The organism is Flavobacterium sp. OHVDL-2026-0007, from assembly GCF_059882335.1.
In genome coordinates this window covers 1,988,701-2,011,056 of sequence record NZ_CM187612.1, presented here as the reverse complement: position 1 = coordinate 2,011,056, position 22,356 = coordinate 1,988,701, and the positions used below count along the sequence as shown (strand labels likewise).

The 22,356-nt window shown below is 35.1% G+C and carries 25 protein-coding genes; 3 read left to right on the top strand and 22 right to left on the bottom strand.

Annotated elements, in window-relative coordinates:
• Positions 1-8 precede the first annotated feature (8 nt).
• From AC51AA_RS07740 to truA, 16 genes are all read right to left on the bottom strand, one after another.
• Positions 9-371 carry an iron chaperone gene (locus AC51AA_RS07740; protein ID WP_500705383.1) on the bottom strand — a complete coding sequence of 121 codons (363 nt, stop codon included), beginning with the start codon at positions 369-371 and terminating at the stop codon, positions 9-11.
• Positions 372-427: 56 nt separating this feature from the next.
• On the bottom strand, positions 428-895 hold the full coding sequence (locus AC51AA_RS07735) for an SRPBCC family protein (protein ID WP_500705381.1): 468 nt from the start codon (positions 893-895) through the stop codon (positions 428-430).
• A 67-nt stretch (positions 896-962) separates the two neighbouring features.
• Entirely contained in the window at positions 963-1,544 is a 582-nt protein-coding gene (locus AC51AA_RS07730) for an LOG family protein (RefSeq protein ID WP_500705379.1), read from the bottom strand.
• Positions 1,545-1,597: 53 nt separating this feature from the next.
• Complete coding sequence (locus AC51AA_RS07725) at positions 1,598-2,176, bottom strand: GNAT family N-acetyltransferase (protein ID WP_500705377.1); 579 nt, start codon at positions 2,174-2,176, stop codon at positions 1,598-1,600.
• Complete coding sequence (locus tag AC51AA_RS07720; RefSeq protein ID WP_500705375.1) at positions 2,133-3,236, bottom strand: MBL fold metallo-hydrolase; 1,104 nt, start codon at positions 3,234-3,236, stop codon at positions 2,133-2,135. The genes AC51AA_RS07725 and AC51AA_RS07720 overlap by 44 nt, the downstream gene beginning before the upstream one ends.
• Positions 3,237-3,538: 302 nt before the next feature.
• A complete protein-coding gene (locus AC51AA_RS07715; protein ID WP_500705373.1) occupies positions 3,539-3,964 on the bottom strand; it encodes a DUF1801 domain-containing protein in 426 nt (141 codons plus the stop codon).
• A gap of 6 nt (positions 3,965-3,970) precedes the next feature.
• Positions 3,971-5,017, bottom strand: a complete 1,047-nt coding sequence (locus AC51AA_RS07710; RefSeq protein WP_500705371.1) for a serine hydrolase domain-containing protein — start codon at positions 5,015-5,017, stop codon at positions 3,971-3,973.
• 104 nt (positions 5,018-5,121) lie between these two features.
• Positions 5,122-5,490, bottom strand: a complete 369-nt coding sequence (locus AC51AA_RS07705; protein WP_500705370.1) for a nuclear transport factor 2 family protein — start codon at positions 5,488-5,490, stop codon at positions 5,122-5,124.
• A 68-nt stretch (positions 5,491-5,558) separates the two neighbouring features.
• Positions 5,559-6,245, bottom strand: a complete 687-nt coding sequence (locus AC51AA_RS07700; RefSeq protein WP_500705368.1) for an aspartate/glutamate racemase family protein — start codon at positions 6,243-6,245, stop codon at positions 5,559-5,561.
• Positions 6,246-6,266: 21 nt separating this feature from the next.
• On the bottom strand, positions 6,267-6,695 hold the full coding sequence (locus AC51AA_RS07695; RefSeq protein ID WP_500705366.1) for a hypothetical protein: 429 nt from the start codon (positions 6,693-6,695) through the stop codon (positions 6,267-6,269).
• 33 nt (positions 6,696-6,728) lie between these two features.
• Positions 6,729-7,214 (bottom strand): SRPBCC family protein, encoded by a 486-nt coding sequence (locus AC51AA_RS07690; protein WP_500705364.1) that lies wholly within the window; start codon positions 7,212-7,214, stop codon positions 6,729-6,731.
• A 306-nt stretch (positions 7,215-7,520) separates the two neighbouring features.
• Complete coding sequence (locus AC51AA_RS07685; protein WP_500705362.1) at positions 7,521-8,033, bottom strand: TPM domain-containing protein; 513 nt, start codon at positions 8,031-8,033, stop codon at positions 7,521-7,523.
• A 250-nt stretch (positions 8,034-8,283) separates the two neighbouring features.
• Positions 8,284-9,672 carry a dihydrolipoyl dehydrogenase gene (gene lpdA, locus AC51AA_RS07680; RefSeq protein ID WP_500705360.1) on the bottom strand — a complete coding sequence of 463 codons (1,389 nt, stop codon included), beginning with the start codon at positions 9,670-9,672 and terminating at the stop codon, positions 8,284-8,286.
• 326 nt (positions 9,673-9,998) lie between these two features.
• Positions 9,999-10,583: an NUMOD4 domain-containing protein gene (locus AC51AA_RS07675; protein WP_500705358.1), complete on the bottom strand. Its 585-nt coding sequence runs from the start codon at positions 10,581-10,583 to the stop codon at positions 9,999-10,001.
• Positions 10,584-10,723: 140 nt separating this feature from the next.
• A complete protein-coding gene (locus AC51AA_RS07670; RefSeq protein ID WP_500705356.1) occupies positions 10,724-12,478 on the bottom strand; it encodes an ABC transporter ATP-binding protein in 1,755 nt (584 codons plus the stop codon).
• A 140-nt stretch (positions 12,479-12,618) separates the two neighbouring features.
• Positions 12,619-13,356: a tRNA pseudouridine(38-40) synthase TruA gene (gene truA, locus AC51AA_RS07665; RefSeq protein WP_500705354.1), complete on the bottom strand. Its 738-nt coding sequence runs from the start codon at positions 13,354-13,356 to the stop codon at positions 12,619-12,621.
• Positions 13,357-13,606: 250 nt separating this feature from the next.
• Here truA and AC51AA_RS07660 point away from each other — a divergent pair, with 250 nt between their 5' ends.
• Positions 13,607-14,101 carry a metallophosphoesterase family protein gene (locus tag AC51AA_RS07660; protein ID WP_500705352.1) on the top strand — a complete coding sequence of 165 codons (495 nt, stop codon included), beginning with the start codon at positions 13,607-13,609 and terminating at the stop codon, positions 14,099-14,101.
• A gap of 142 nt (positions 14,102-14,243) precedes the next feature.
• Here the strand turns inward: AC51AA_RS07660 and AC51AA_RS07655 are convergent, their stop codons facing one another.
• Positions 14,244-14,657, bottom strand: a complete 414-nt coding sequence (locus tag AC51AA_RS07655; protein WP_500705350.1) for a DUF4293 domain-containing protein — start codon at positions 14,655-14,657, stop codon at positions 14,244-14,246.
• 183 nt (positions 14,658-14,840) lie between these two features.
• Between AC51AA_RS07655 and rho the strand changes: the two genes are divergently transcribed.
• On the top strand, positions 14,841-16,724 hold the full coding sequence (gene rho, locus AC51AA_RS07650; protein WP_500705348.1) for a transcription termination factor Rho: 1,884 nt from the start codon (positions 14,841-14,843) through the stop codon (positions 16,722-16,724).
• Between the two features lie 142 nt (positions 16,725-16,866).
• On the opposite strand, the gene AC51AA_RS07645 is transcribed toward rho, so the two are convergent.
• The 5 genes from AC51AA_RS07645 to AC51AA_RS07625 form a co-directional block, all read right to left on the bottom strand.
• Positions 16,867-17,889 (bottom strand): M28 family peptidase, encoded by a 1,023-nt coding sequence (locus AC51AA_RS07645; protein WP_500705346.1) that lies wholly within the window; start codon positions 17,887-17,889, stop codon positions 16,867-16,869.
• Between the two features lie 6 nt (positions 17,890-17,895).
• Positions 17,896-18,867 (bottom strand): DUF3667 domain-containing protein, encoded by a 972-nt coding sequence (locus tag AC51AA_RS07640; protein WP_500705344.1) that lies wholly within the window; start codon positions 18,865-18,867, stop codon positions 17,896-17,898.
• Between the two features lie 130 nt (positions 18,868-18,997).
• The gene (locus AC51AA_RS07635) at positions 18,998-19,771 is read right to left on the bottom strand and encodes a dienelactone hydrolase family protein (protein ID WP_500705342.1); all 774 of its coding nucleotides are present in this window, start codon (positions 19,769-19,771) and stop codon (positions 18,998-19,000) included.
• Positions 19,772-19,869: 98 nt separating this feature from the next.
• A complete protein-coding gene (locus tag AC51AA_RS07630; RefSeq protein WP_500705340.1) occupies positions 19,870-20,154 on the bottom strand; it encodes a penicillin acylase family protein in 285 nt (94 codons plus the stop codon).
• Between the two features lie 78 nt (positions 20,155-20,232).
• Positions 20,233-20,685 (bottom strand): Lrp/AsnC family transcriptional regulator, encoded by a 453-nt coding sequence (locus AC51AA_RS07625; RefSeq protein ID WP_500705338.1) that lies wholly within the window; start codon positions 20,683-20,685, stop codon positions 20,233-20,235.
• A gap of 392 nt (positions 20,686-21,077) precedes the next feature.
• Between AC51AA_RS07625 and rocD the strand changes: the two genes are divergently transcribed.
• Positions 21,078-22,331: an ornithine--oxo-acid transaminase gene (rocD, locus tag AC51AA_RS07620; protein WP_500705336.1), complete on the top strand. Its 1,254-nt coding sequence runs from the start codon at positions 21,078-21,080 to the stop codon at positions 22,329-22,331.
• The last annotated feature ends 25 nt before the right edge of the window (positions 22,332-22,356 follow it).

Genomic DNA, 22,356 nt, shown 5'->3' with positions numbered 1-22,356 from the left:
TCTCGCTTTTATTTCTTTTTCTCGAGGTTCTCTTTCACTCTAAATTTTACAATTTGGCTAATTAAATCATAAGGGATAGGCTTATTTAAAGGGAATTGGACAGAACCTTTTCCTGTTTTGTATAGTGAGAGTTCTTCTTTAAAAGCTTCGTGGCCACTTGGTAAAGCATACAGACCTATGTGATTTTTGAAGGCAGCAAAATACACTAGAATTCCGTTTTGTTCAAAAGCAGGCATTGCATAACTTATTTTTTCCTTTGCATTTGGCGCTGCGTTTTGAATGGTGGTTCTAATTTGCTCTAAAATTCCTTGAATATCATTTGGAAACCCCTTGATGTATTGGTCTATATTTTCAGGTTTTTTAATTTCCATTTGCTTTTATCGTTTGAGTAGTGAAACTTGATAGTGAAAAAAAAGGGAGCTATCTTTTATGCTAAACCTTTAGGGAAGCGGTCTAAAACGAGATTCAGCTGAATTTCATGTTCTAAGTATGCTTTTGCTCCAGCCAAAACCAAGGTAAAGCCTTCAGTAGAGTTTCTAATTTGATCTATTATTATATCCGTTTCGCCTTTTAAGCCTGAATTAATAATGCTTACAAAAGTTTCATTTTCATTTAATGAAGTAAAAGTCCACTGGACTAAAGTAGTCTCGTTGGGGGTTCCCCATTCAATTTCAATTCGTTTATTTTCTTGCAAGACCAAGGTCGTTACAGTTAGTGAAAAACCATACATTTCCCAAGTCCATTGGGTAGCTTTTCCTTCTTCTAATTTACCTGAACCTTTAGTGAACCAGAATTTAGAAGTAATATTAGGGTCAACAAAAGCTTGAAATACGATTGAAATGGGTTTTCTAATGAGCATTTCGGCTTTTGCAAAGTGGTTGTTTTCTGCTTTCATAAGATGTTCTTTGTATAAGGTGAAATTTGAAACCATTTTTTCGAACAACTAATTTAAGGAGAATACTTTAAACTTGATCGTTATTGATCCATTTTCCAACAGTTGGTGCTTCATAGTTACTCATTTGAAACAATAAATTCTCTATGTTGTCACTTACTAAAAGCATCTTTTGATTGACCTCTTTTAATAAACCATTTTGAACCATAGTTTGGGTGAAGGTAATTAGCGAATCATAATAACCGTTGATGTTTAAAATGGCAATTGGTTTCTTATGTAGGCCTAATTGTGCCCAAGTTAGCATTTCGAAAAGTTCTTCAATGGTTCCAAAACCACCTGGAAGGGCAATCACCCCATCGCATAGATCATTCATCTTCGTTTTTCTCTCATGCATGCTTTCTACTACTATTAATTCGGTTAAACCCGGATGTGCAATTTCTTTTGATTGTAGAAAAACGGGAAGTACACCAATGACTTCTCCACCTTCCTCTAAAACCCCATCGGCCACGGCGCCCATTAAACCGACCTTGGCTCCACCATAAACTAAAGTTATATTTTGTTTGGCTAAGGTTTGTCCCAATAAAGTTGCTTGTTGTTTGTAAATAGCGTCGGTACCAAAACTCGATCCGCAGAAAACAGTTATTCTCTTCATGTTATATCGTGATTAGCTAAGTTATGTTTTGTCCTATTTTGAATGGGTAATGGTTATATCAATTTTAGTCTGAATCCAAACACAGCTAATTCTCCTTGCATAAAATCTAAATCTTCAGAACGTTTAAAACCGAGATTATCATACATTTTCCAAGCAGTTTGCATGGCCAAAGTGGAATGAATAATAACTTCATTATGCTTGTTATCAATCGCTTTCTTAATGCATTCTTGAGTCATAAGTTTACCAATTCCTTTTCCTCGAGCTGTAATATCAACACCCAATAATCTAAAACCAGAGGCATTTTGCTCCCCAGTGGCAATGCCTCCCGAACCGTAGTATTTCATGTCATTAAAGTATAGTACTGCACCATAAATAGTTTGTTTGGTATCTACGGCCACTAAAAGGGTTGTTTCTGGAAGTTTGGTAAAATCGCCAATATTGGCCAACATTTTATAATAATTGGGTTGCTCGTTTTCTTTAGGAAAACCTTCTAGTTGAGAATATACTCTAATGAGCAATTGTCCAATTTTAGGAAACTCAGTAGGAAAAGCAGCCCTTATCGTGTAGTCTGATGCCATTGTTTTGAATTTAGTTGATGATTCTCCACCATTGTTGGAACGCTTGTTTTTCATTTTTTAGTTCCACTAATTCGCCAATCATAGGAGTGATTAAAGGAGTTGGATGATCGGATAGCTGATTAAGTTCCGTTACTTTAATCAAAGGTTCGTCCCATGAATGGAGCGCTAATGAAAATTTAGCGGAATGCACAGGAAAAACTCTTTTGGCTTTTAAATCTTTGATGGCTTTGATAACATCCTCAGGTCTATTATGAATGTATTTCCATTTCTCATTGTATTGACCGTTGTCAAGTAGAGCGATGTCAAATGGGCCAAATTTGTTACCGATTTCGGCAAAGTGGGTATCGTAGCCACTATCACCTCCCAAATACATTTTGAAGTTTTGTGTTTCTAAAACAAAGGACAACCAAAGCGTATTACAGCGATTAAAACTTCTGCCAGAAAAATGTCGGGCGGGGGTGGTGTACAGGTTGATGTTTTGGTCCAATACTATTTTTTCGTTCCAGTCTTTTTCGATGATGGCAGTAGCGGAGAATCCCCAATGTTCAAAATGAGCACCAACACCAAGGCCACAAACTATTTTTTTTGTTTTAGATTTTAGTTGGATTATGGTTTCATAATCCAGATGATCATAATGATCGTGTGTAATCAATAAATAATCAATTAGTGGTAAGTCCTCCACCGTATAAATATCAGTCCCTTTAAACGATTTTGTCGTACCAGGAATAGGAGAGGCATTTCCACTAAAAACAGGATCAATTAAAAAGCGTTTTCCTTCGATTTGAATGAAATAAGAAGAATGGCCAAACCAAACTAAAACATCTTGATCAGGGGGAAGGGTTAATAGATTGGTTTTTACAGACGGAAGAGAGGTCGTTGGGATTTTTCTGTCGACCTTTTTGAAAAGAAATTCAGTAATAACCTCAAAATAGCCGTAGCCTTCTGTGATTTCGGGTGTAAAACTGCTGTTTTCAAATTTTCCGTTTTTAAATTGTGGTGATTTTTGTATTAAAGACAATCTTTCGCCAGCTGGTTTTTTGCCAAACTTTGGATGCTGTAAATAAGCATAAACGACGAGTGCTAGTAAGAGGAGCAGTATGGAAAGTGTTATCATTTGATCTATGGAATGAGCGTTGAGAAATAGATTTAAGGTAATAGTTGTGTAATGAGTTTAAAAGCTAACATGATCCCGATCATGATGAAAATTAGTACTCCTAGGAAACGTCGAAAAGCAGACAGTGGCGAGATGGCCATACGATTTAAGAAAGCAGTATATAATTTTTTGCGCCTTTTGATACAAAAATAGGTTATGGTAAGGATAAGGAGGAAAAATAGGTACTCCAGTATAAAATGATCGTTTTGGCGTTGGGAACTATTTTCTAATAAGGTTTGGTTCATTTTTTATTTTACAACAGTTTAGTTTTCAGGATATAATTTTTTTACATAATTAATAGAAAAGGTGATCATTTCTTTGAGAACTTCAACATCAATATCGCTTAGTTTTTTAATGTAAATACAACCTTTTGAAGCTTTATGTTTCCCAAGTTTAGTTAGAAATTCTTCTCGATTATCGGCTGTTGTATAGAGGTATAGGGTAATAGCGGCCTTTCTGGGAGAAAAGGCTACAAGGGGGGCATCACCTTGGTGACCGCTGGCATATTGATAGTGATAACTACCAAAGCCAATAATGCTGGGGCCCCACATTTTAGGCTCGAAACCACTTTGATCTTGCATGATGTTGATAAGGGAAAAGGCGTCTTCTCTTTTTGTTTGGTCTTTAACAAAAGTTTGTATGAACTCTTCAACGCTAGTTTCGGTTTGGGTCGTTTTATTTTTAGCCATGGTCTTTTATTTTTGATTCAGTAAATCACTTTTTAATAAGACATTTTTGATTTTAAATTCCGAAGCATAAAATAAATCGGACTTTTCATTCATCTGATTCTCCAAGACAATTAAACTCACATCACTTTGAGGGAAATACAAATTTACAGAAGAAAATCCGTCGCCTAATCCAGTGTGACCAAGATATTTTACGGGCTCTTTTTCGATAATTCTAATGCCATAGCCAAAACCTTCTTTTTCTTTTCCAAAGAAATTATGCTGTGACATAGTAGTGTATTTCAACATTGATAGGTAAGTTTCTGGTTTTATAATCTTTCCTTTATGAAGATTATTATTCCATATTGCCAAATCATTTACGGTTGAGATAACTCCGTCCGCGCCTAAATTTTCAGCGTTAATTAGCGTTTCTTTTACAGTTACAAAAGAACCATTTTCATTGATGTATCCCGTAACTAAATTTTGATTTTTGGCTTCAGAATAACAAAATGTCTTTTTCATTTTTAATTTCTTAAAGAGCGTCTGGGCAACTTCTGAATAACTTTTTTTAGTGCTGAATTCAACAATTTTACCTAACAGACTAAAGCTGATGTTTCCGTATTTGAAGTCGGTTCCAGGTTTAAAAGCCAGAGGTTTTTGCAAATCAATAATTCCGTGCGTATGATTTAGTAATTGATGAACGCTTATAGAATCTGACCAGGCTTGAGTGAGCTCCGGTAGGTATTTTTTGATTGGCGCTTGTAAATCGATTTTGCCTTTTTCGACCTCTAATAAAATCAAGACGGCTGCTATTTGTTTGCTATTGGACATGATTTCGAATTGACTGTCTAATTGTATCGGTTTTTTAGTTTCAAAATTGGTAAAACCATGCGCTTTTGAATATAGTGTTTTTCCGTTTTTAGAAATCAAAATAACGCCATTGAATTTTGGATCAACTACTTTTATCAAGCTATCAATTTGAGCGCTATAAGAGCTTTGTTTTTGGGCAAAGGAAGGGAAACAAGATAATAAGAAAAGGAAAGAAAATAGAAGGGAGGATTTTAAAATAGAATTCATTGTGAGCGGTTATGGGTTGATGATTTTATCATTCTTGAAGTTTTCAAGTTACTCTACTTGTTCCTTCAGCTTTGAATGGTGAGTTTTTGTAGTAGCAAGTGTGTTTAAAACATACCGTTTTCGTTGATCATTTCGCTGGGAACACCTTGCCCGAGATCCCAAAGTTCTACAATTTTATCGGCCTCAAATCTAAAAAGATGAACAACAGCGGCACCTAAATCCGATGTGTTTTGTTGGACATGAGAATGGACTGCAACAAAATCACCATCTCTTAAGACATGATGAATGGTAAAAATCTTATTGGGATTGATTCTTGCTGATTTTTCCATGGCCAACATCAAGGTCTCAGCATCCCCTTTAAAGTAGACATTGTGGTGTTTGAAATTTTCAGCTACGTAAAGCCGAAAAGCTTCGTGACAGTGTCCTTTGGAAGCTAGTTTTAAAAATTCCTTAGCTATATATTTCTTAGTCATGATCATACAGATTAAAAGCTAACTAAGTTATGAAAATAATGAGCTGAAATTTACAAAAAAGTGATTTTTTAACTTTCGGATACTAAGAAGTTTACGATAGCGGCAGCATGTATTTTTGTGGTATCAAAAACCGGTAAGACAAAATCAGTTTGGTCGATAAGCAATGGGATTTCAGTACAGCCTAAAATAATGCCTTCAGCGCCACGACTGATCAGTTCGTTGGCTATTGAAATATAGTTTTGTTTAGATTCGGGATTAATAATTCCTCTGCCTAGCTCTTCCTTGAGTACATACTGTATATAATCTCTAGTTTCTTGCTTTTCGGGAATCAGTACCTCTAAACCAAAACTTTTTAGACGGTCTTTGTAAAAATCCATTTCCATGGTCAAGGTGGTCCCTAAAAGTCCAATGGTTTTTAGTTTTTTTTGTGTGATGGCTTTTGCTGTTTCGGTTCCGATGTGAATTAACGGTAATCCTGTTGCTCTTTCGAGTTGATCAGCATAAAGATGTGCTGTATTGGCGCATAATACCAGAGCATCAACGTCACTATTTTTTAAACTAAGGCATGCATTTAAAAGGAGTTCGTATGCATGATCCCAGGTTTTTTCTTGTATATCACCAAAGTTTAAAGAATAGATTAAACATTCTGCGAATTGCAGTCCACCTAGTTTTTGATTGACCCCTTCGTTAATCAATTTATAGTAGTCAATGGTGGATACCCAACTGATTCCACCTACGAGTCCAATTTTTCTCATTGTTTTTTTGGGCTATTAAGACTAAGAATACTTTTGGGAGCTGTTTTTTGAAAATAATTTTATCGCTAGAAAAGTCATTGGAAGGTAAGCGAAAATTAAATCAACTAAAGTAAACCAAAGTGGTGAAGGCAAGGTAAAGGTGTTGACAATACCACCCAATAAAAAGAAGGAAGCAATGATTAATGCCAGTTTTGCTTGGTTAGTGGCAGCTATTAGAACTGTGGTTGCTGCGCCTGTAAAGGTTCCAAGGGCATGGGCTAAAAAGGGAAAAATAAAATGTTTGGGTTCAAATAAATGCATGGTAGCCTTGAGTCCTTCCATAGTGGTAACATCAGCACCGTTGGGAGGAGGAATAATAGAACTGCTAATGAGAATAATAGCCATATTAATTACACTTCCAACAAAAAGGCCGATAAGGACCGCTAAGGTATTCTTTAAGATAGGATTCATAGTGGTGGTTTTAGTACTACGAATTTATAACAATTATTCCGAAGATAATTTCTTTTCTGACTCTGTTTGCGGTTTTCCAGAGGCGTTCGGTTCTCCTTTACCTGTAGTAATGAGTTTAAATAAGCTGTTCTGGATATAATTTGTCCAGGCTTCTTCACAAATGTCAAAACATTCGTATTGGGGCACTAGGCCAAAATGAGTAAAAGTAAGTTCCGTTTGACCATTCTTTTCACTGATTTTAAAAGTTGGTTTTGTGTGAGTCCATTCCGTCTTGTCGTGAGTAAATTTAAAGTAGTTTTCTTCAACTAACCAAACTATTTTCTGATTCGGAATCACCTCAATTAATTTGACTTTACAGCGATGAATATCTTCATAATGATACGTAAAGGTATCATTTAGTTTAGCAGCTGCCCCTTTAATTTCTTGCGACCACCAGCCTCGAACATCGGTAATGGCATTAAATACTTCTGCAGGCGATTGGTCTACTAATATAGTGGTGGAAAAATCTGTTGCATTCATTATCTATGATTTTAGAGATCTATAAAACAAATTTAAGATTTAAAAATCAATTGGTTAGGTGTTTTACGGACAATTTTGAGTAGGGAATAGGACAGTGTACAGACTTTAGTAATTTGAAATCTTATGTGGTGATTTAAAATATTTACTATGCATAGTGAATACTCTGATTAAGTGTACTGCTAGTAAGGCATCAACAATTCAATTTAAGTGTAATAGGATAACTATTGGCTTATTTAAAATCTAGTTTTTTCAAGTCTGCTTAAAATATTTTATAGACCGTTTTTTAAAGATCCATTTGAAGTATTACTATAGTTTTTTGATTATTTGCGATACTGCTTGTTCTAAACCTTTGTAATAATCCCCTTTTTTAAATTCGGGTAAGGCATAAGTGGCTATGATATTTTTAGTATCATTATCAGTGAGTTTGTTACCGAGCTGTTCCACTCCTTGAACCTGAATTTGTCTCCATTCTTTACTGAGTACAATAAGAACAGCAGTGTTTAATTTTAGTTTTTGATCTAAATACGTATTGAGATGTAATGCGTATTGAGGAATATCCGCATAAGGCTTTATAGAAGAAGTGGTAACAATAATAATTTTACGACGAGACTTAGTCTCACAAGATTTTAAACTATTCTTTAAAGTGGTTATTTGAGTAGGGGTGAGTATTTTTTCAAAATCATTTACATAATCGTACGATTTTGAAAAAGGACTTGCTGATGTAGAATTTGAACTTAAGTCTTTTTTTGTTTGGGCAAAAATACAAGTTGGTAAAAGTAGCGCGAGTACAATTGTGATAAGGAAGAGTTTTTTTTTCATCTTAGGTTTAAGATTAGATTTGGTGCCGCGAAAATAAGATTTTATTCTTGTAATTTATAGGAGAATTTGATATTAAATAGGGACTATAGTAGTGGTCTTCCACGACGTTTAATCCCTCTGAAATGATTTCGGATTACTTATTTTTTTGTTTGTGGTAGGCACAAAAAAATCCGACTTGCTGATGCAAATCGGATTTTTAAAATTGAAATTATATAAAGATGTAGTGATACAAAGTGTCACTACATAGGTATTACAAGTGAATTACTTCGCCGTACGCATCAGCAACAGCTTCCATAACAGCCTCACTCATGGTTGGGTGAGGGTGAATCGATTTTAAGATTTCATGACCTGTAGTTTCTAATTTACGAGCTACAACTGCCTCAGCAATCATATCTGTAACACCAGCACCAATCATGTGACATCCTAACCATTCTCCGTATTTAGCGTCAAAAATTACTTTTACGAATCCGTCAGCTGTACCAGCTGCTTTTGCTTTACCTGAAGCAGAGAAAGGGAATTTACCAATTTTTAGTTCGTATCCTTTTTCTTTAGCTTGTTTTTCAGTTAAACCTACAGAAGCAATTTCTGGAGTAGCATAAGTACAACCAGGAACGTTTCCATAATCGATTGGGTCTACGTGTAAACCAGCGATTTTCTCTACACAGTTAATTCCTTCAGCAGAAGCTACGTGAGCTAAAGCTTGTCCAGGAGTAACATCTCCAATTGCGTAGTAACCAGGAATGTTTGTTTGGTTGTAAGCGTTTACTAAGATTTTATCTCTGTCTACTGCGATACCTACTTCTTCTAGGCCAATATTTTCGATATTTGTTTTGATTCCAACTGCAGAAAGTACAATCTCTGCTTCAAGAATTTCTTCTCCTTTAGCTGTTTTTACAGTTGCTTTCACACCTGTTCCAGTAGTATCAATTTTCTCAACAGAAGAGTTGGTCATAATTTTTACACCTGCTTTTTTCATAGAACGTTCCATTTGTTTTGAAATGTCTTCGTCTTCAACAGGAACGATGTTTGGCATAAATTCTACAATAGTAACTTCAGTTCCCATTGAGTTGTAAAAATGTGCAAATTCAACTCCAATAGCTCCAGATCCTACAATGATCATCGATTTTGGTTGAGTTGGCAAGGTCATCGCTTGACGATATCCGATTACTTTTACACCATCTTGAGGAAGGTTTGGTAACTCACGTGAGCGAGCTCCTGTAGCAATAATGATATGATCAGCGCTATATTCAGTAACTTTATTGTCTTTACTAGTAACGTCAAGTTTTTTACCTGGCTTTAGCTTTCCAAAACCTTCAATAACGTCAATTTTGTTTTTCTTCATTAAGAATTGAACTCCTTTGCTCATTCCTTCTGCAACACCACGACTACGTTGAACCACTGCAGGGAAATCTTTATCGAATTCAGAAACTTTTAATCCGTAATCGGAAGCATGTTTTAGATAATCAAAAACTTGAGCTGATTTTAATAATGCTTTTGTTGGGATACAACCCCAGTTCAAACATACACCACCTAAGTTTTCTTTTTCAACTACAGCCACTTTAAAGCCTAATTGTGATGCTCTAATTGCTGTTACATATCCGCCAGGACCACTTCCTAAAACAATAATGTCGTATTTCATTTTTTTGGTTTTTAGTATTTAAGACCGAAAATGAAGTTTATAATTCCGAAACTCATTTTTCGATTTCTCTTTGTTATTTGTGATTGCGAATTTAAGGAATTATTTTAAAAAACACTTTAAAATTTATTTTTAGCCACGATGATTTTGACCTTTTTACTTAGATTTTGATAAAACTTAAATAAAAAGGGAAACAGAGGATGTTATTCCGTTTATTTTTAACAAAAAGAGCAGATTCCCTTAATTAGAAAAATAGAAAGGGCTCCAATTAAAAGAGTGAAAAAGAGGATTTAAATGGACGGCAATCAATAAGCTCTGACTAAAAAGGATTAAATTTTAATATGTCCCCAGTTTTCACCGCTGGCAATTCTTCGTATTTGCATTTCGCTAACACCAAATTGTTTGGCAATCATTTTTAAACGTGTCTTTTGCTCTGGTCGGGCCAATATTTTTTTGATTAACATCACTTTAGTGGTGGTTAATTTTCTACCGTCTGCTTTAAGGTTGTGTTCGATGAGATTCTTTTTTGCTTGAATGACATGTGGACTTTTGCGGCTATGAGCCATCATTTCCACTTTGGTTGCCCAACGTAAATTGTTGACATCATCATTGCTGCGATTGTAGTCTAAATGCAGGACGTAGGTTTGTTCTTCTGATTCTTTTTTGATGAAATACTGAGCAACTAATTTGTATAAAAACAGGTATTTATTAACGATTTTATCGTCTTTTTTGATTTTAAATCGAAAAGTAGGATAACCATCGCTTAGGCCTCCTTTTAAAAGACGTCCGTTTTGTATTTCATCTGAAAAACTAACTAATCGTCCTTTATTAGAGATGGCGTATCTGAATTGTAATGAGCTGTTTACTTCTATTTCTTTGAATTCTTCGTTAGGATAAAATCTAATTTGTGGCATATTCATTTACATTTGATTCTTGAATCTCAAAGATAAATAATAAATGAAAAAAGAAAGCTATAGTACTGGTTATGAGGGTGAGTTTTATGATTATTATAACGCTATTTTAACTTTTCGATGAGGGATATTGTGATTTTAGACTAATTTGCCACTGCAAATTGAGAATCATATAGGTTTTTGTAATAACCTTCTGATCGATTAAGTAGCTCTTGGTGTGTACCTTGTTCTACTATTAACCCCTTATCCATAACCACAATTTTGTCTGCGTTTACAATAGTGGCTAATCGGTGTGCGATAATGATCGAAGTTCTGCCTTTGGTAATGGTTTCCGTGGCACGCTGAATGAGTTCTTCAGAATAGGTGTCAATAGAAGAAGTAGCTTCATCTAGAATTAAAATACTTGGATTGCTTACATAAGAGCGTAAAAAAGCAATTAACTGTCGTTGCCCTGAGGAAAGCATAACTCCACGTTCTTTCACATCAAAATCATAGTTATCAGGTAAGCTCATGATGAAATCGTGAACGCCAATTTTTTTGGCAGCATCCAAAACCTGCTCTTTGATAATTTCGGGGTTGTTAAGGGTGATGTTGTTGTAAATGGTATCAGCAAACAAGAAAACATCCTGTAATACCACTGCAATTTGCTTTCTTAAGGAAGCTAGTGTGTAGTTTTCAATGTTGTGGCCGTCGATATAAATGGTGCCGCTATTGATCTCGTAAAAGCGATTTAATAAATTAATAATAGTGGATTTACCTGCTCCTGTAGAGCCTACTATGGCAATGGTTTGTCCTGCAGCAACCTCTAGGTCGATACCTTTAATAACTTCTTCTTCTGGGATATAACCAAAACGAACCTCTTTGAATGCAATAGTGCCTTCAAACACGGGAGCTTCGAGTGTTCCTGTATCCTGAATATGATCCTGAGTGTCAATAATATCAAAGACGCGATTAGCCGCAATCATACCCAATTGCATCTCATTGAATTTATCCGCAATTTGGCGTAGTGGATTAAACAACATTCCAATAAACATAGTGTAGGAAAACAAGTCTCCAAAGGTCGTGAAATGATCTCCATTTAAGATTTTAAATCCACCGTAAACCACGACTAACCCTAAGGTAATAGAAGAAATAATATCGGCAATAGGGAAAAATATAGAGTTGTAAAGAATTGTTTTTATCCAAGCAATTCTGTGTTTGTCATTGATTTTTTTAAAGTTTTCAGCTTCGATTTTCTCACGATTAAAAAGCTGAACAATTTTCATTCCAGTAACACGTTCCTGTACAAAGGAATTCATATTGGCAATTTGTGTACGTACTTCCTCAAATGCCACTTGCATTTTGCGTTGAAAGATGCGGGTAATGTACACTAATATAGGCATGGCTACTACCACAATCCAGGTTAGTTTCCAGTTCATGTAAAACATGAAAATCAGCACCACGAGCATTTTCATTAAGTCACTGATAATCATAAATAAACCTTGGCTGAAAATACGGGCGATGGACTCAATGTCAGAAACAGATCGAGTGACCAATTGTCCCACAGGAACCAAATCAAAATACTTCATTCGAAAGCTTAAAATATGTTTGAAAAGTTTGGTACGTATATCCTTTACAATGTCTTGTCCTAACCAGTTGGCCCAATACACAAAATAGAATTGAGAGAAAACTTCGAACAAAAGAACGACTCCCATTAAAACAATGTACATTAATAAACCTTCTTTATCATGTGTTTTGATATAGCCGTCAACCGTTTGTTTTAATAAATAGGGACGAAGTGCTGCAAAAACAGACAAGGAAATAGCAAAAACAATGACGCCATAGTAACGCCATTTATAAGGTTTGGTGTATTTTAAAATTCTTTTGAATAATCCGGTATCAAATGCTTTTGCTTTCATTTATTTCTTTGGAGCGTATTGCTGCTTTTATTTATATGATCTTTTCAAAAAACTTGTTTTTGCTTTAGAGGCTTCCTGGCTGAGTTGCACATTCAAAAAATGAAAGTTTAATCAAAAAGATTGTTTTACAATTAGGTTTGTTAGGTGATGTAATCGTAGCTTACTTCAGTTAAGTACAATCCATGTGCCGGTACCGAGAAACCCGCTTTATCTCTGCTTTTACTGATAATAATGTTTTCAAAATCAGAAAGGGAAATTTTGTGTAAACCAATGTTTATTAAGGTACCTACAATGGCACGAACCATGTTTCTCAAAAATCGATTTGCCGAAATTGTAAAAACTAACTTATTGTTTTCTTTTTTCCAATAGGCTTCAAAAATCGTACAATCAAATGTATTGACATCTGTGTTTACTTTGGAAAAGCATTGGAAGTCGATATGATGTAGCAATGTTTTTGCTGCTTCATTCATCAAATCTACGTCTAATTTTTGATAAAAATACCAACTGAATTCCTCTGAGAAGGGATTTTTAACAGTGTTGATGTGGTATTCATAGGTTCTTTTGGTAGCATCAAATCGGCAATGTGCATCATCGTGAACGAGGATAAGGTCGAAAACTGCAATGTCTTTTGGCAAATAAGAGTTGAGTTTGTGAACTAAATTTACGGTATCGATTGGAGTGTCAAAATCAAAATGAGCATACATTTGTTGTGCATGCACTCCAGTGTCTGTTCGTCCAGCACCCATTACATTTAGGGGAGTGTTTAACAAAACGGAAAGCGCTTTGTTTAACGTTTCTTGGACAGAAGACGCATTGGGCTGGTATTGCCAACCATGATAATGTGTTCCGTTATAAGCGAATTGAATAAAATATCTCAAGAGTTTTTCTTTAGAGGGACAAAGGTTTTGAATAGCAAAGGTACAAAGTTTTTTTCTTTGATGTGGCTAGGACTTGAAGTTGGTAAGGGTATATCTCTTTGCTTTGGTCAGTGCTATAGTGGACTGTTTACTAAGGGGATGGGGATGGGGTGTTTTTGGATGGTAAAAAAAAGGGAAGCTAGTGGGAGACTGTTGCTGGTCTGGAGAAAAATCTCAGTACCTTAGCATCTTGAAATCTTAGCGCCTTAGCATGAAAAAAATCCTACTCCTTTCTGATACTCACAGCCATATAGATGAAACTATTTTAAAATATGTAGCGCAGGCCGACGAGGTTTGGCATGCTGGAGATATTGGAGATTTGACCGTTACTGATACGATAAAAAAACTAAAGCCCCTACGTGCTGTTTATGGGAATATAGATGATGCAAAAGCTAGAATGGAATTCCCATTGCACAATCGTTTTTTATGTGAAAATGTGTCGGTTTGGATTACCCATATTGGGGGATATCCAGGGAAGTATAGTCCCAATATAAAAGAGGAAATGGCTTTGAATCCTCCTAAATTATTCATCTGCGGGCATTCGCATATTTTGAAAGTAATGTTTGATAAGAAAAACAATTTGTTGCATATGAATCCGGGAGCTGCTGGTAAAAGTGGATTTCATCAAGTGCGAACTATGTTACGATTTGTTATCGACGACGATAAGATTAAAGATTTAGAGATTGTAGAGATTGGTAAAAAATAATAGTGCCTTAGTACACTTAGCTTGTTATGTTGACACAGCTGGCTTGTTTTATAGTGTAATTTTAAATGCAGAATTTTAGGCACAAAAAAACCCGAATTAAAAATTCGGGTTCTCTTCGCACAAAAAAATTAAGTTTATAGGTTTACCTCAAACGATCGACAGATTTTACAAGATCTTCATCCTTCTTGATGGCCTTATTAGCTAACACTAATAACACGATAGCAACAATCGGTAGAAACATCCCAATACCTTTCTCTGAGACAGTAGCTGTCCCTCCAGATAAGTTTAGTGATCGATATACAAATAATCCTAATAAAATTAAATTTAATATTATGTTCAGTCTGCCCATGACAAACTGATTTTGTCTCTTTTTGAATGATATAATACTTATAATAGTCAACATGGTACTTAAACCTAATAGTATCGTATAGAATTGGTCTTGCATAAAATAGAAAGGCTTTCCATCGTTTAATGTCCAAAGCGGTATAAAAAACATTAAAACCCCTGTTACGACAAAGGTAAGTAATAGATATATAGTTTGAATTCGTTGTATCATGGTCTAATATTGTTTTACAAAAATATATTTTCTTTTTTATAAATACTATTGTCTGATAAAATTTTATTCGTATTATTGCATCATAATACCGTAAGCACTTCATACTGCGGTCAATTGATAAAAATTATCTACCTATTCTTTTTACAGTATTTCCTTTAAAATAATTAAATTCATAGAATATTCATGTTTGATATTTCTGCATTAAAAGAAATGAAGCTTTCTGAGCTTCAAGAAATAGCTAAGTTAGCTAAAACTATAAAGTTTAATGGCGTTAAAAAAGAGACTTTAATTAGTCAGATTTTGGCACATCAAGAAACTACTGTAGCGCCTCCTGCTGCCGTTGTAGCAGAATCAGAAATAACTGATGATAAACCAAAGAGAGCTAGAATTTTGCCGATTAAAAAAGCGGCTATTAGGAAAAATACGCCAATATTAGAATTTGATAAATCGGAGGAAACTCCTGTGAAAACTGAAGTAGTTGAAGCAGCTGAAGATTTGACTGAAGCGCCAAAAGCTAAGACTCCTCTAATAACAAAACAAGCACCGATAGTTAAGGAGGTATCAAATGTTACAGAAGCTCCAGAGCAGGTTGAGGTGGAGAAGAAAGGACCAAAGATCGTAAAATTTAATAAATCAGCTTACGAGAAAAAAGTCGCTTTGCAAAAGGAAAAGGAAGTTACAAAAGAAGGTGTAGCAGAAGAAGGTGAAGAAGTCGTTCCTACTGCTGCAATTGCAGAGGAAGCAGATAAAAAGGAAAAAGTTGAAGGTGCAGCTCCTGTAAAAAAGATCAATCCGAATCAAAATAAAAATCAGAATCCCAACCAAAACCCGAACCAAAACCCGAACCAAAACCCGAACCAAAATCCAAATCCGAATCAAATTGGAAATGTAGGGAATCAAAATCCAAATCATAAAAATAAAAAAAATAATTTCAGAGATGCAGATTTCGAATTTGATGGAATTATTGAAAGTGAGGGTGTTCTAGAGATGATGCCAGATGGATACGGATTTTTACGTTCATCAGATTATAATTATTTAGCCTCTCCAGATGATATTTATTTATCAACTTCACAAATAAGATTATTCGGTCTTAAAACCGGAGATACCGTAAAAGGTGTAGTACGTCCTCCTAAAGAAGGCGAAAAGTTTTTTCCTCTTGTTCGTGTACTCAAAATTAATGGTCACGATCCTCAAGTAGTTCGCGATAGAGTTTCCTTTGAACACTTAACACCAGTTTTCCCTTCTGAAAAATTTAAATTAGCTGAAAAAGGAAGTTCAGTTTCAACCCGTATTATTGATTTGTTTTCTCCAATCGGAAAAGGACAACGTGGTATGATCGTGGCACAACCTAAAACGGGTAAAACGATGTTGCTGAAAGATATTGCTAACGCTATTGCAGCGAATCATCCTGAAGTTTATTTAATTGTTCTTTTAATTGATGAGCGTCCCGAGGAGGTTACCGACATGCAACGTAGCGTACGTGGAGAAGTTATTGCTTCTACTTTTGATAGAGAACCACAAGAACACGTGAAAATCGCTAATATTGTACTTGAAAAAGCAAAACGTTTGGTAGAATGTGGACATGATGTTGTGATTCTTTTAGATTCGATTACGCGTTTGGCAAGAGCATACAACACGGTTCAACCTGCTTCTGGTAAGGTATTAAGTGGAGGTGTTGATGCAAATGCTCTGCAAAAACCGAAACGATTTTTTGGAGCGGCAAGAAATGTTGAAAATGGTGGTTCATTAAGTATCATCGCTACAGCATTGACTGAAACAGGTTCGAAAATGGATGAGGTAATTTTTGAAGAGTTTAAAGGTACTGGTAATATGGAATTACAGTTAGATCGTAAAATTGCGAACAAACGTATATTCCCTGCTATCGATTTAACATCATCAAGTACACGTCGTGATGATTTGTTGTTAGACGAAAAAACATTACAAAGAATGTGGATTATGCGTAAGTATCTTTCGGATATGAACCCAGTAGAATCTATGGATTTCGTAAATGAACGTTTCAAAAAAACAAGAAATAACGAAGAGTTTTTGATTTCAATGAATGACTAAGATTTGATACGTTGAGAGCTACTAAGGACTAAGGTTCTTGGTTTCTTTTGATTTCGAAATAGAATATAAAAAGAGGGATGCGTTTTTAGAAACACATCCCTCTTTTATTTTTTAACTACTAGTCTTATCGTTATACTAAAACTTATTTAATTGGTTTGTCTACTACGGGTCTGTTTGCTCTGTTTGCTAAATCCCAAGCAATAACAAAAGCTAATTGTGTTCTTTTGGTTAAAGCATCGTATTCGATTTTTTCAGGTTCGTCACCTTTTCCATGATAATCTTCATGAACGCCATTGAATAAGAAAACGGCAGGAATACCAAGTTTAGCAAAGTTATAATGGTCAGAACGCTCGTAAAAATGATTAGGATCTTTTGGGTCATTAAATTTAAAATCTAAGTCTAATTGGGTGTATTTTTCATTTTGGGCCACCACTATATTGTGCAAGTCTGTTGATAATCGGTTAGCGCCAATAACATAAACATAATTGTTTGTGTTTGCATGTTCAACATCACGACGACCAATCATATCAATGTTGATATCCGTAATGGTATTGGCAACTGGAAACAATGGATTTTCTGAATAATAACGGGATCCATGTAAACCATGCTCTTCACCAGTAACGTGTAGGAATAGTATAGAGCGTTTTGGTCCGTGACCTTCTTTTTTAGCTTTTTGAAAGGCTTTGGCCATTTCCAGTAGTGCTACTGTTCCGGAACCATCATCATCGGCACCATTATAAATTTCTCCGTCTTTAATACCAACATGGTCGTAATGAGCAGAGATGACCAATACTTCTTCTGGTTTTTCGGTACCCTCGATGAAGGCCCAAATATTTTCTGAATCGGGTAGATTTTCGTTGCGTCTAGCATTTAAAAAAGAGGCAGGTACTTTTTGGTAATAATCCGTTGCTCCTTTTGGAAACGAAATACCATTTTTTTTGTATTGCTCAATCATGTAAAGACCTGCTTTTTTTTGTCCTTTTGATCCGGTTTCACGACCTTCCATTTCATCGGAAGCCACAACGTATAACATTGTTTTTAAATTTTTTTCCGTTATGCTCTTCAGATATTTAGTGGGATCTGAATTGTCTTTTGAGACCGTTGTCTGCGTATTTTTACAGGAAAAGGCAGTAGCAATTAATAATAGAATTATGGTTTTTTTCATTTTTGTTTAATGTAAGTTGATAAATGTATAGAAAGCGTAGAGAATCAGTAAAAATAGAATAAAAATGGAGTTGATACAGAATAGGCTTGCACTTTTAACAAATGATACGAATCGCGTTTCACCGTAAAAACGGTGATGTGCAGGATAAAAATAATAACACATCCAGATTACTCCAACAAAATTTGTGATGGAGGATATAAAAGCAAGAGGACTGTCTTGTCCAAAGAGCCCGACTATTTTCTCGATAATGAATAAGATGAGGAAAATTAATAATAAAAATGAAAAATAATGCAGTGTAAAAATGCCATGATCAAAATAATACCATTTCTTTTTGTTGTGGAAAAGCCATAGAAAAAAGGCGAAGAATGGCATAATTATGAATAGTATTTTGGGAATATTATGGAAAAAGGAGTCGATAAACTTTGCAACTATTTCCTGTTTGGTATTGTTTTCAGTAACGTGTAACATCTTTTCAGTGATCCAATATTCAAAATCAGAATATTTCTCATTTGCTTTTCCATATTTCTGAATCGAGTCGACTTCTTTCATGGGAGTAAAATCAAAATACAGCTTGTCCTTAGTGGTTTTAGCTCCTTTTCTTTCTTGCTTAATAATATTAGAAGAGATTTGATCTGCATTCTTACTTAATTTTTCGCCAGCTCCATCAGAGAATAGCGCTATTAGAAGAAAGGTAATAAAACTGATAAAAATATACAGACGAACTGGAGCTAAGTACGAAAGCCTCTTTCCAGAAAGGTATTCTTTGGTTAAAGTGGCGGGTTTAAAAAGTAAATTACGGATGGTTTTCCAAAAGGCATTTTCGTAATGGGTTAAGTCTTCAAAAAAATGAATAAATAAATGGTGGAACGTTTTTCGAGTGTCTGTGTTTTCCTGCCCACAATTTGGACAGAATTTTTGCTCCACAACATGCTTGCAATTCAAGCACGTTTTATCTTTTCTAATCGTATTTTTTGACATTGTTTAATGGGTTGGATGGATTTGATTTGGTTTTTTAATACAGCCCTACAAGTTGTAACTTGTAGGGCTGGGATAAAAGTTTGGCGTCTTGCATGGGCATACCTTTGTATTTACTAGGGGTAACCGGGCTTTATTTTTTCAATACTTCCTCCAGAAATAGCTGTAAATGAGCAAAGGCTCTTTTTGCGGCAACGGCATTATAAGCGGCTCCTTTTGAGTTATCATTTCCGGCTTCAGGATTGGTAAAAGAGTGTACGGCATTGGCGTAATAAATCATTTGCCAATCGGCCTTGCTATCGCGCATTTCTTGTTGAAAAGTCGCAATTTCTTCTTTAGATTCAAAGGGATCATCTGCGCCATGACAGATCAAAACTTTGGATGTAATGGGCTCCAAGGGGCGATTAATGTCTTTACTCAAACCTCCATGAAAGGAAACAACTCCTTTTAAATTCAGATGAGCTCTAGCTGCTTCAAGAACTCCTGTTCCACCAAAGCAATAGCCAATAGCCACTATGTTATCGGGATTTGCTCCTGATTTTATTAACTCTTGTAAGGCTAAACGAATGCGTTTTTGATACGCTTCGTAGTTTTTTTTGTAATGACCTGCCTGTTTTCCAGCTTCCGCGTTGTTTTTAGGGTAGTTGCCTTCGCCATAGATGTCGGCGATGAAAACATGATAACCTAATTTGGATAAATTTTCCGCGATCTCTTTAGAAGCGTTGTCAATCCCTAGCCAGGCCGGTAAAAGTAAAATACCAGGATTCTGATTGCTTTTTTTAGCGGGTTTTGAAAGTAAACCATTTAATGTTTGTGTACCATCAGAATATTTTACTGTTTTTAGTTGCGCGTTTATAGTGCTAGAAAACAATAGGATATAAAGCAATAAGTTGGTTGGGTTTTTCATGGTTAATCAATTTTAAACAAATATCAGAAATATTTAGCTACAAAAAAACCTCAAAAGAAATTTCTTACGAGGTTTGTCTAAAAGGGGATTTGATGCGATTATTCACCAAGATGATAAGTACGTTGCGCGTTCTTTTGGACTTCTTCCTTGTAAAATTGGACTTCTTTAAATTGGCCTTTTTGATACATTTGAGCCTGGTCATTAAAATGGGTAGAGTGTACATCGCCACTATTCCCTCCAGCTAGCAGTGATTTTGCTTTTATTTTTGGACCAACTTCAACCACGCAAACAAAACTATTTCCATTGTATCCGTAACGTTTTTTAGAATTATTTTGATAATTGCTTTTGAAAGAAGGTAGACTTCCCCATGAACCAAGGACCATAAGCTATTGGTAAACTGGGGTGATTATCATCGTATTTTAAATTGATATCTCCATTTAAACGTTGAAAAGCGATCTTCCTTACAAAGTAATATTTCTTTTAAATGCACATCCTAACTCAATAATCGAGTCGGTTTTAGCAATACCAGGGATTCCATCGATTTTTTCGTAAAGAATTCGACGCATATGCTCGTGGTTCTTTGCAATGATTTTGATGTAAAGTGTAAAGGAACCTGTTACATAGTAACACTCGGTGATTTCTGGAATTTCTTTTAATGCTTCGATAATTCTATCCGACTCTGAATCTTTGTTAAGGGTGATGCCAGTAAAAGAAGCCCAATCATAACCTAGATTTTTTTCTTGAATAATGGGTTTTATTCCGCCAATAACGCCTTGTTCCATCAATCTGTTAATACGTTGATGAACCATAGTATTAGAGATCTTTAAATTAGAGGCAATGGCAGAAAAAGCCATTCTACCATCTTTTTCTAATTCTTGAATTATACGGATATCATATTCGTCTAATGTTTCCATTTTTTTATTTTGAGTTAAAATTCAAATATATCTAATTTTTTGGCGTGATAAAAACTAGATCATGTTATTGTTTTATCTATTCAATATGGGATGGTTAATCAATACATCGCTTAAAGATTTTAAAATAGAATCCAAGTCCAATAAACCCAAGTTATGGTGATGGAGCCTTGAGCGTATTGCAGAGATGCCGATCTTTTTTCACCTCTAAAAGTAATTCTTTTTTTTTACTAATAGGATGAGAAATTGATTTATCAGGAGTTTGTAATTGTCTTTTTTATGGTGTAAAATAATTAATTTGATTTTAAAGTAGTTTTCTTTAAGTCAAAATATTTGTTTAGTATCAAAAAATAAATATTTTTTGATACTTTTGTGTAATACGAAAAATAGCTATCATGATTAATACTGAAAAATCCCTTTCGTCAAAATCAGAAATTTTGATTGAAAAAGAAAATAAATACGGTGCTCATAATTATCATCCACTTCCTGTTGTATTGGAAAAGGGAGAAGGTGTATATGTTTGGGATGTCGATGGTAAAAAATACTATGATTTTTTATCGGCCTATTCTGCGGTAAATCAAGGACATTGTCATCCTAAAATCGTGAAGGCTATGGTGGACCAGGCTCAAAAACTAGCCTTGACTTCGCGCGCTTTTTATAATGATAAACTAGGTGATTACGAGGAATATGTAACAAAGTATTTTGGTTTTGATAAAGTCTTACCAATGAATACAGGAGCTGAAGCGGTTGAAACCGCTCTTAAGTTGTGTAGAAAATGGGCTTATGAAGTGAAGGGTATTGCGGAGAATCAGGCACAAATTATTGTGTGTGAAAATAACTTTCACGGAAGAACCACGACGATCATTTCATTTTCTAATGATGAAGGAGCACGTAAAAACTTTGGTCCTTATACGGAAGGTTTTATAAAAATAGAATACGATAATATAGAAGCGCTTGAGAAGGTTTTATTGTCTTCTAAAAATATAGCTGGATTTTTGGTAGAACCTATTCAAGGAGAAGCTGGAGTGTATGTGCCTTGTGATGGGTATTTGGCTAAGGCAAAAGCCCTGTGTGAGAAACACCATGTATTGTTTATTGCAGATGAAGTTCAGACCGGAATTGCTCGTACGGGGAAATTATTGGCAGTTCATCATGAAGATGTACAACCTGATATCTTAATTTTAGGAAAAGCCATTTCAGGTGGGGTTTATCCTGTTTCAGCGGTTTTGTGTAATGATAACATCATGAATGTAATTAAGCCAGGTCAACATGGTTCTACTTTTGGTGGAAATCCAGTTGCTGCGGCTGTTGCCATCGCTGCTCTTGAAGTGATAAAAGAGGAGAAATTAGCTGAAAATGCAGAGCGTTTAGGGATCATTTTAAGAAAAGGATTAAACGAAATAGCAGAACGTAATAACTTAATTACACTTGTTCGTGGAAAAGGTTTACTGAATGCTATAGTGATTAATTGTAGTGAAGATTCTGATTTGGCTTGGGAAATTTGTTTAAAATTTAGAGACAATGGTTTATTAGCTAAACCTACTCATGGAAATAAAATCAGATTGGCACCACCATTGGTCATGACAGAAGCTCAAATTATGGAATGTCTTGAAATTATCGAGAAGTCATTGAATGATTTTAGAGATTAATTTTACAGGTAGAATTATTTTTCAA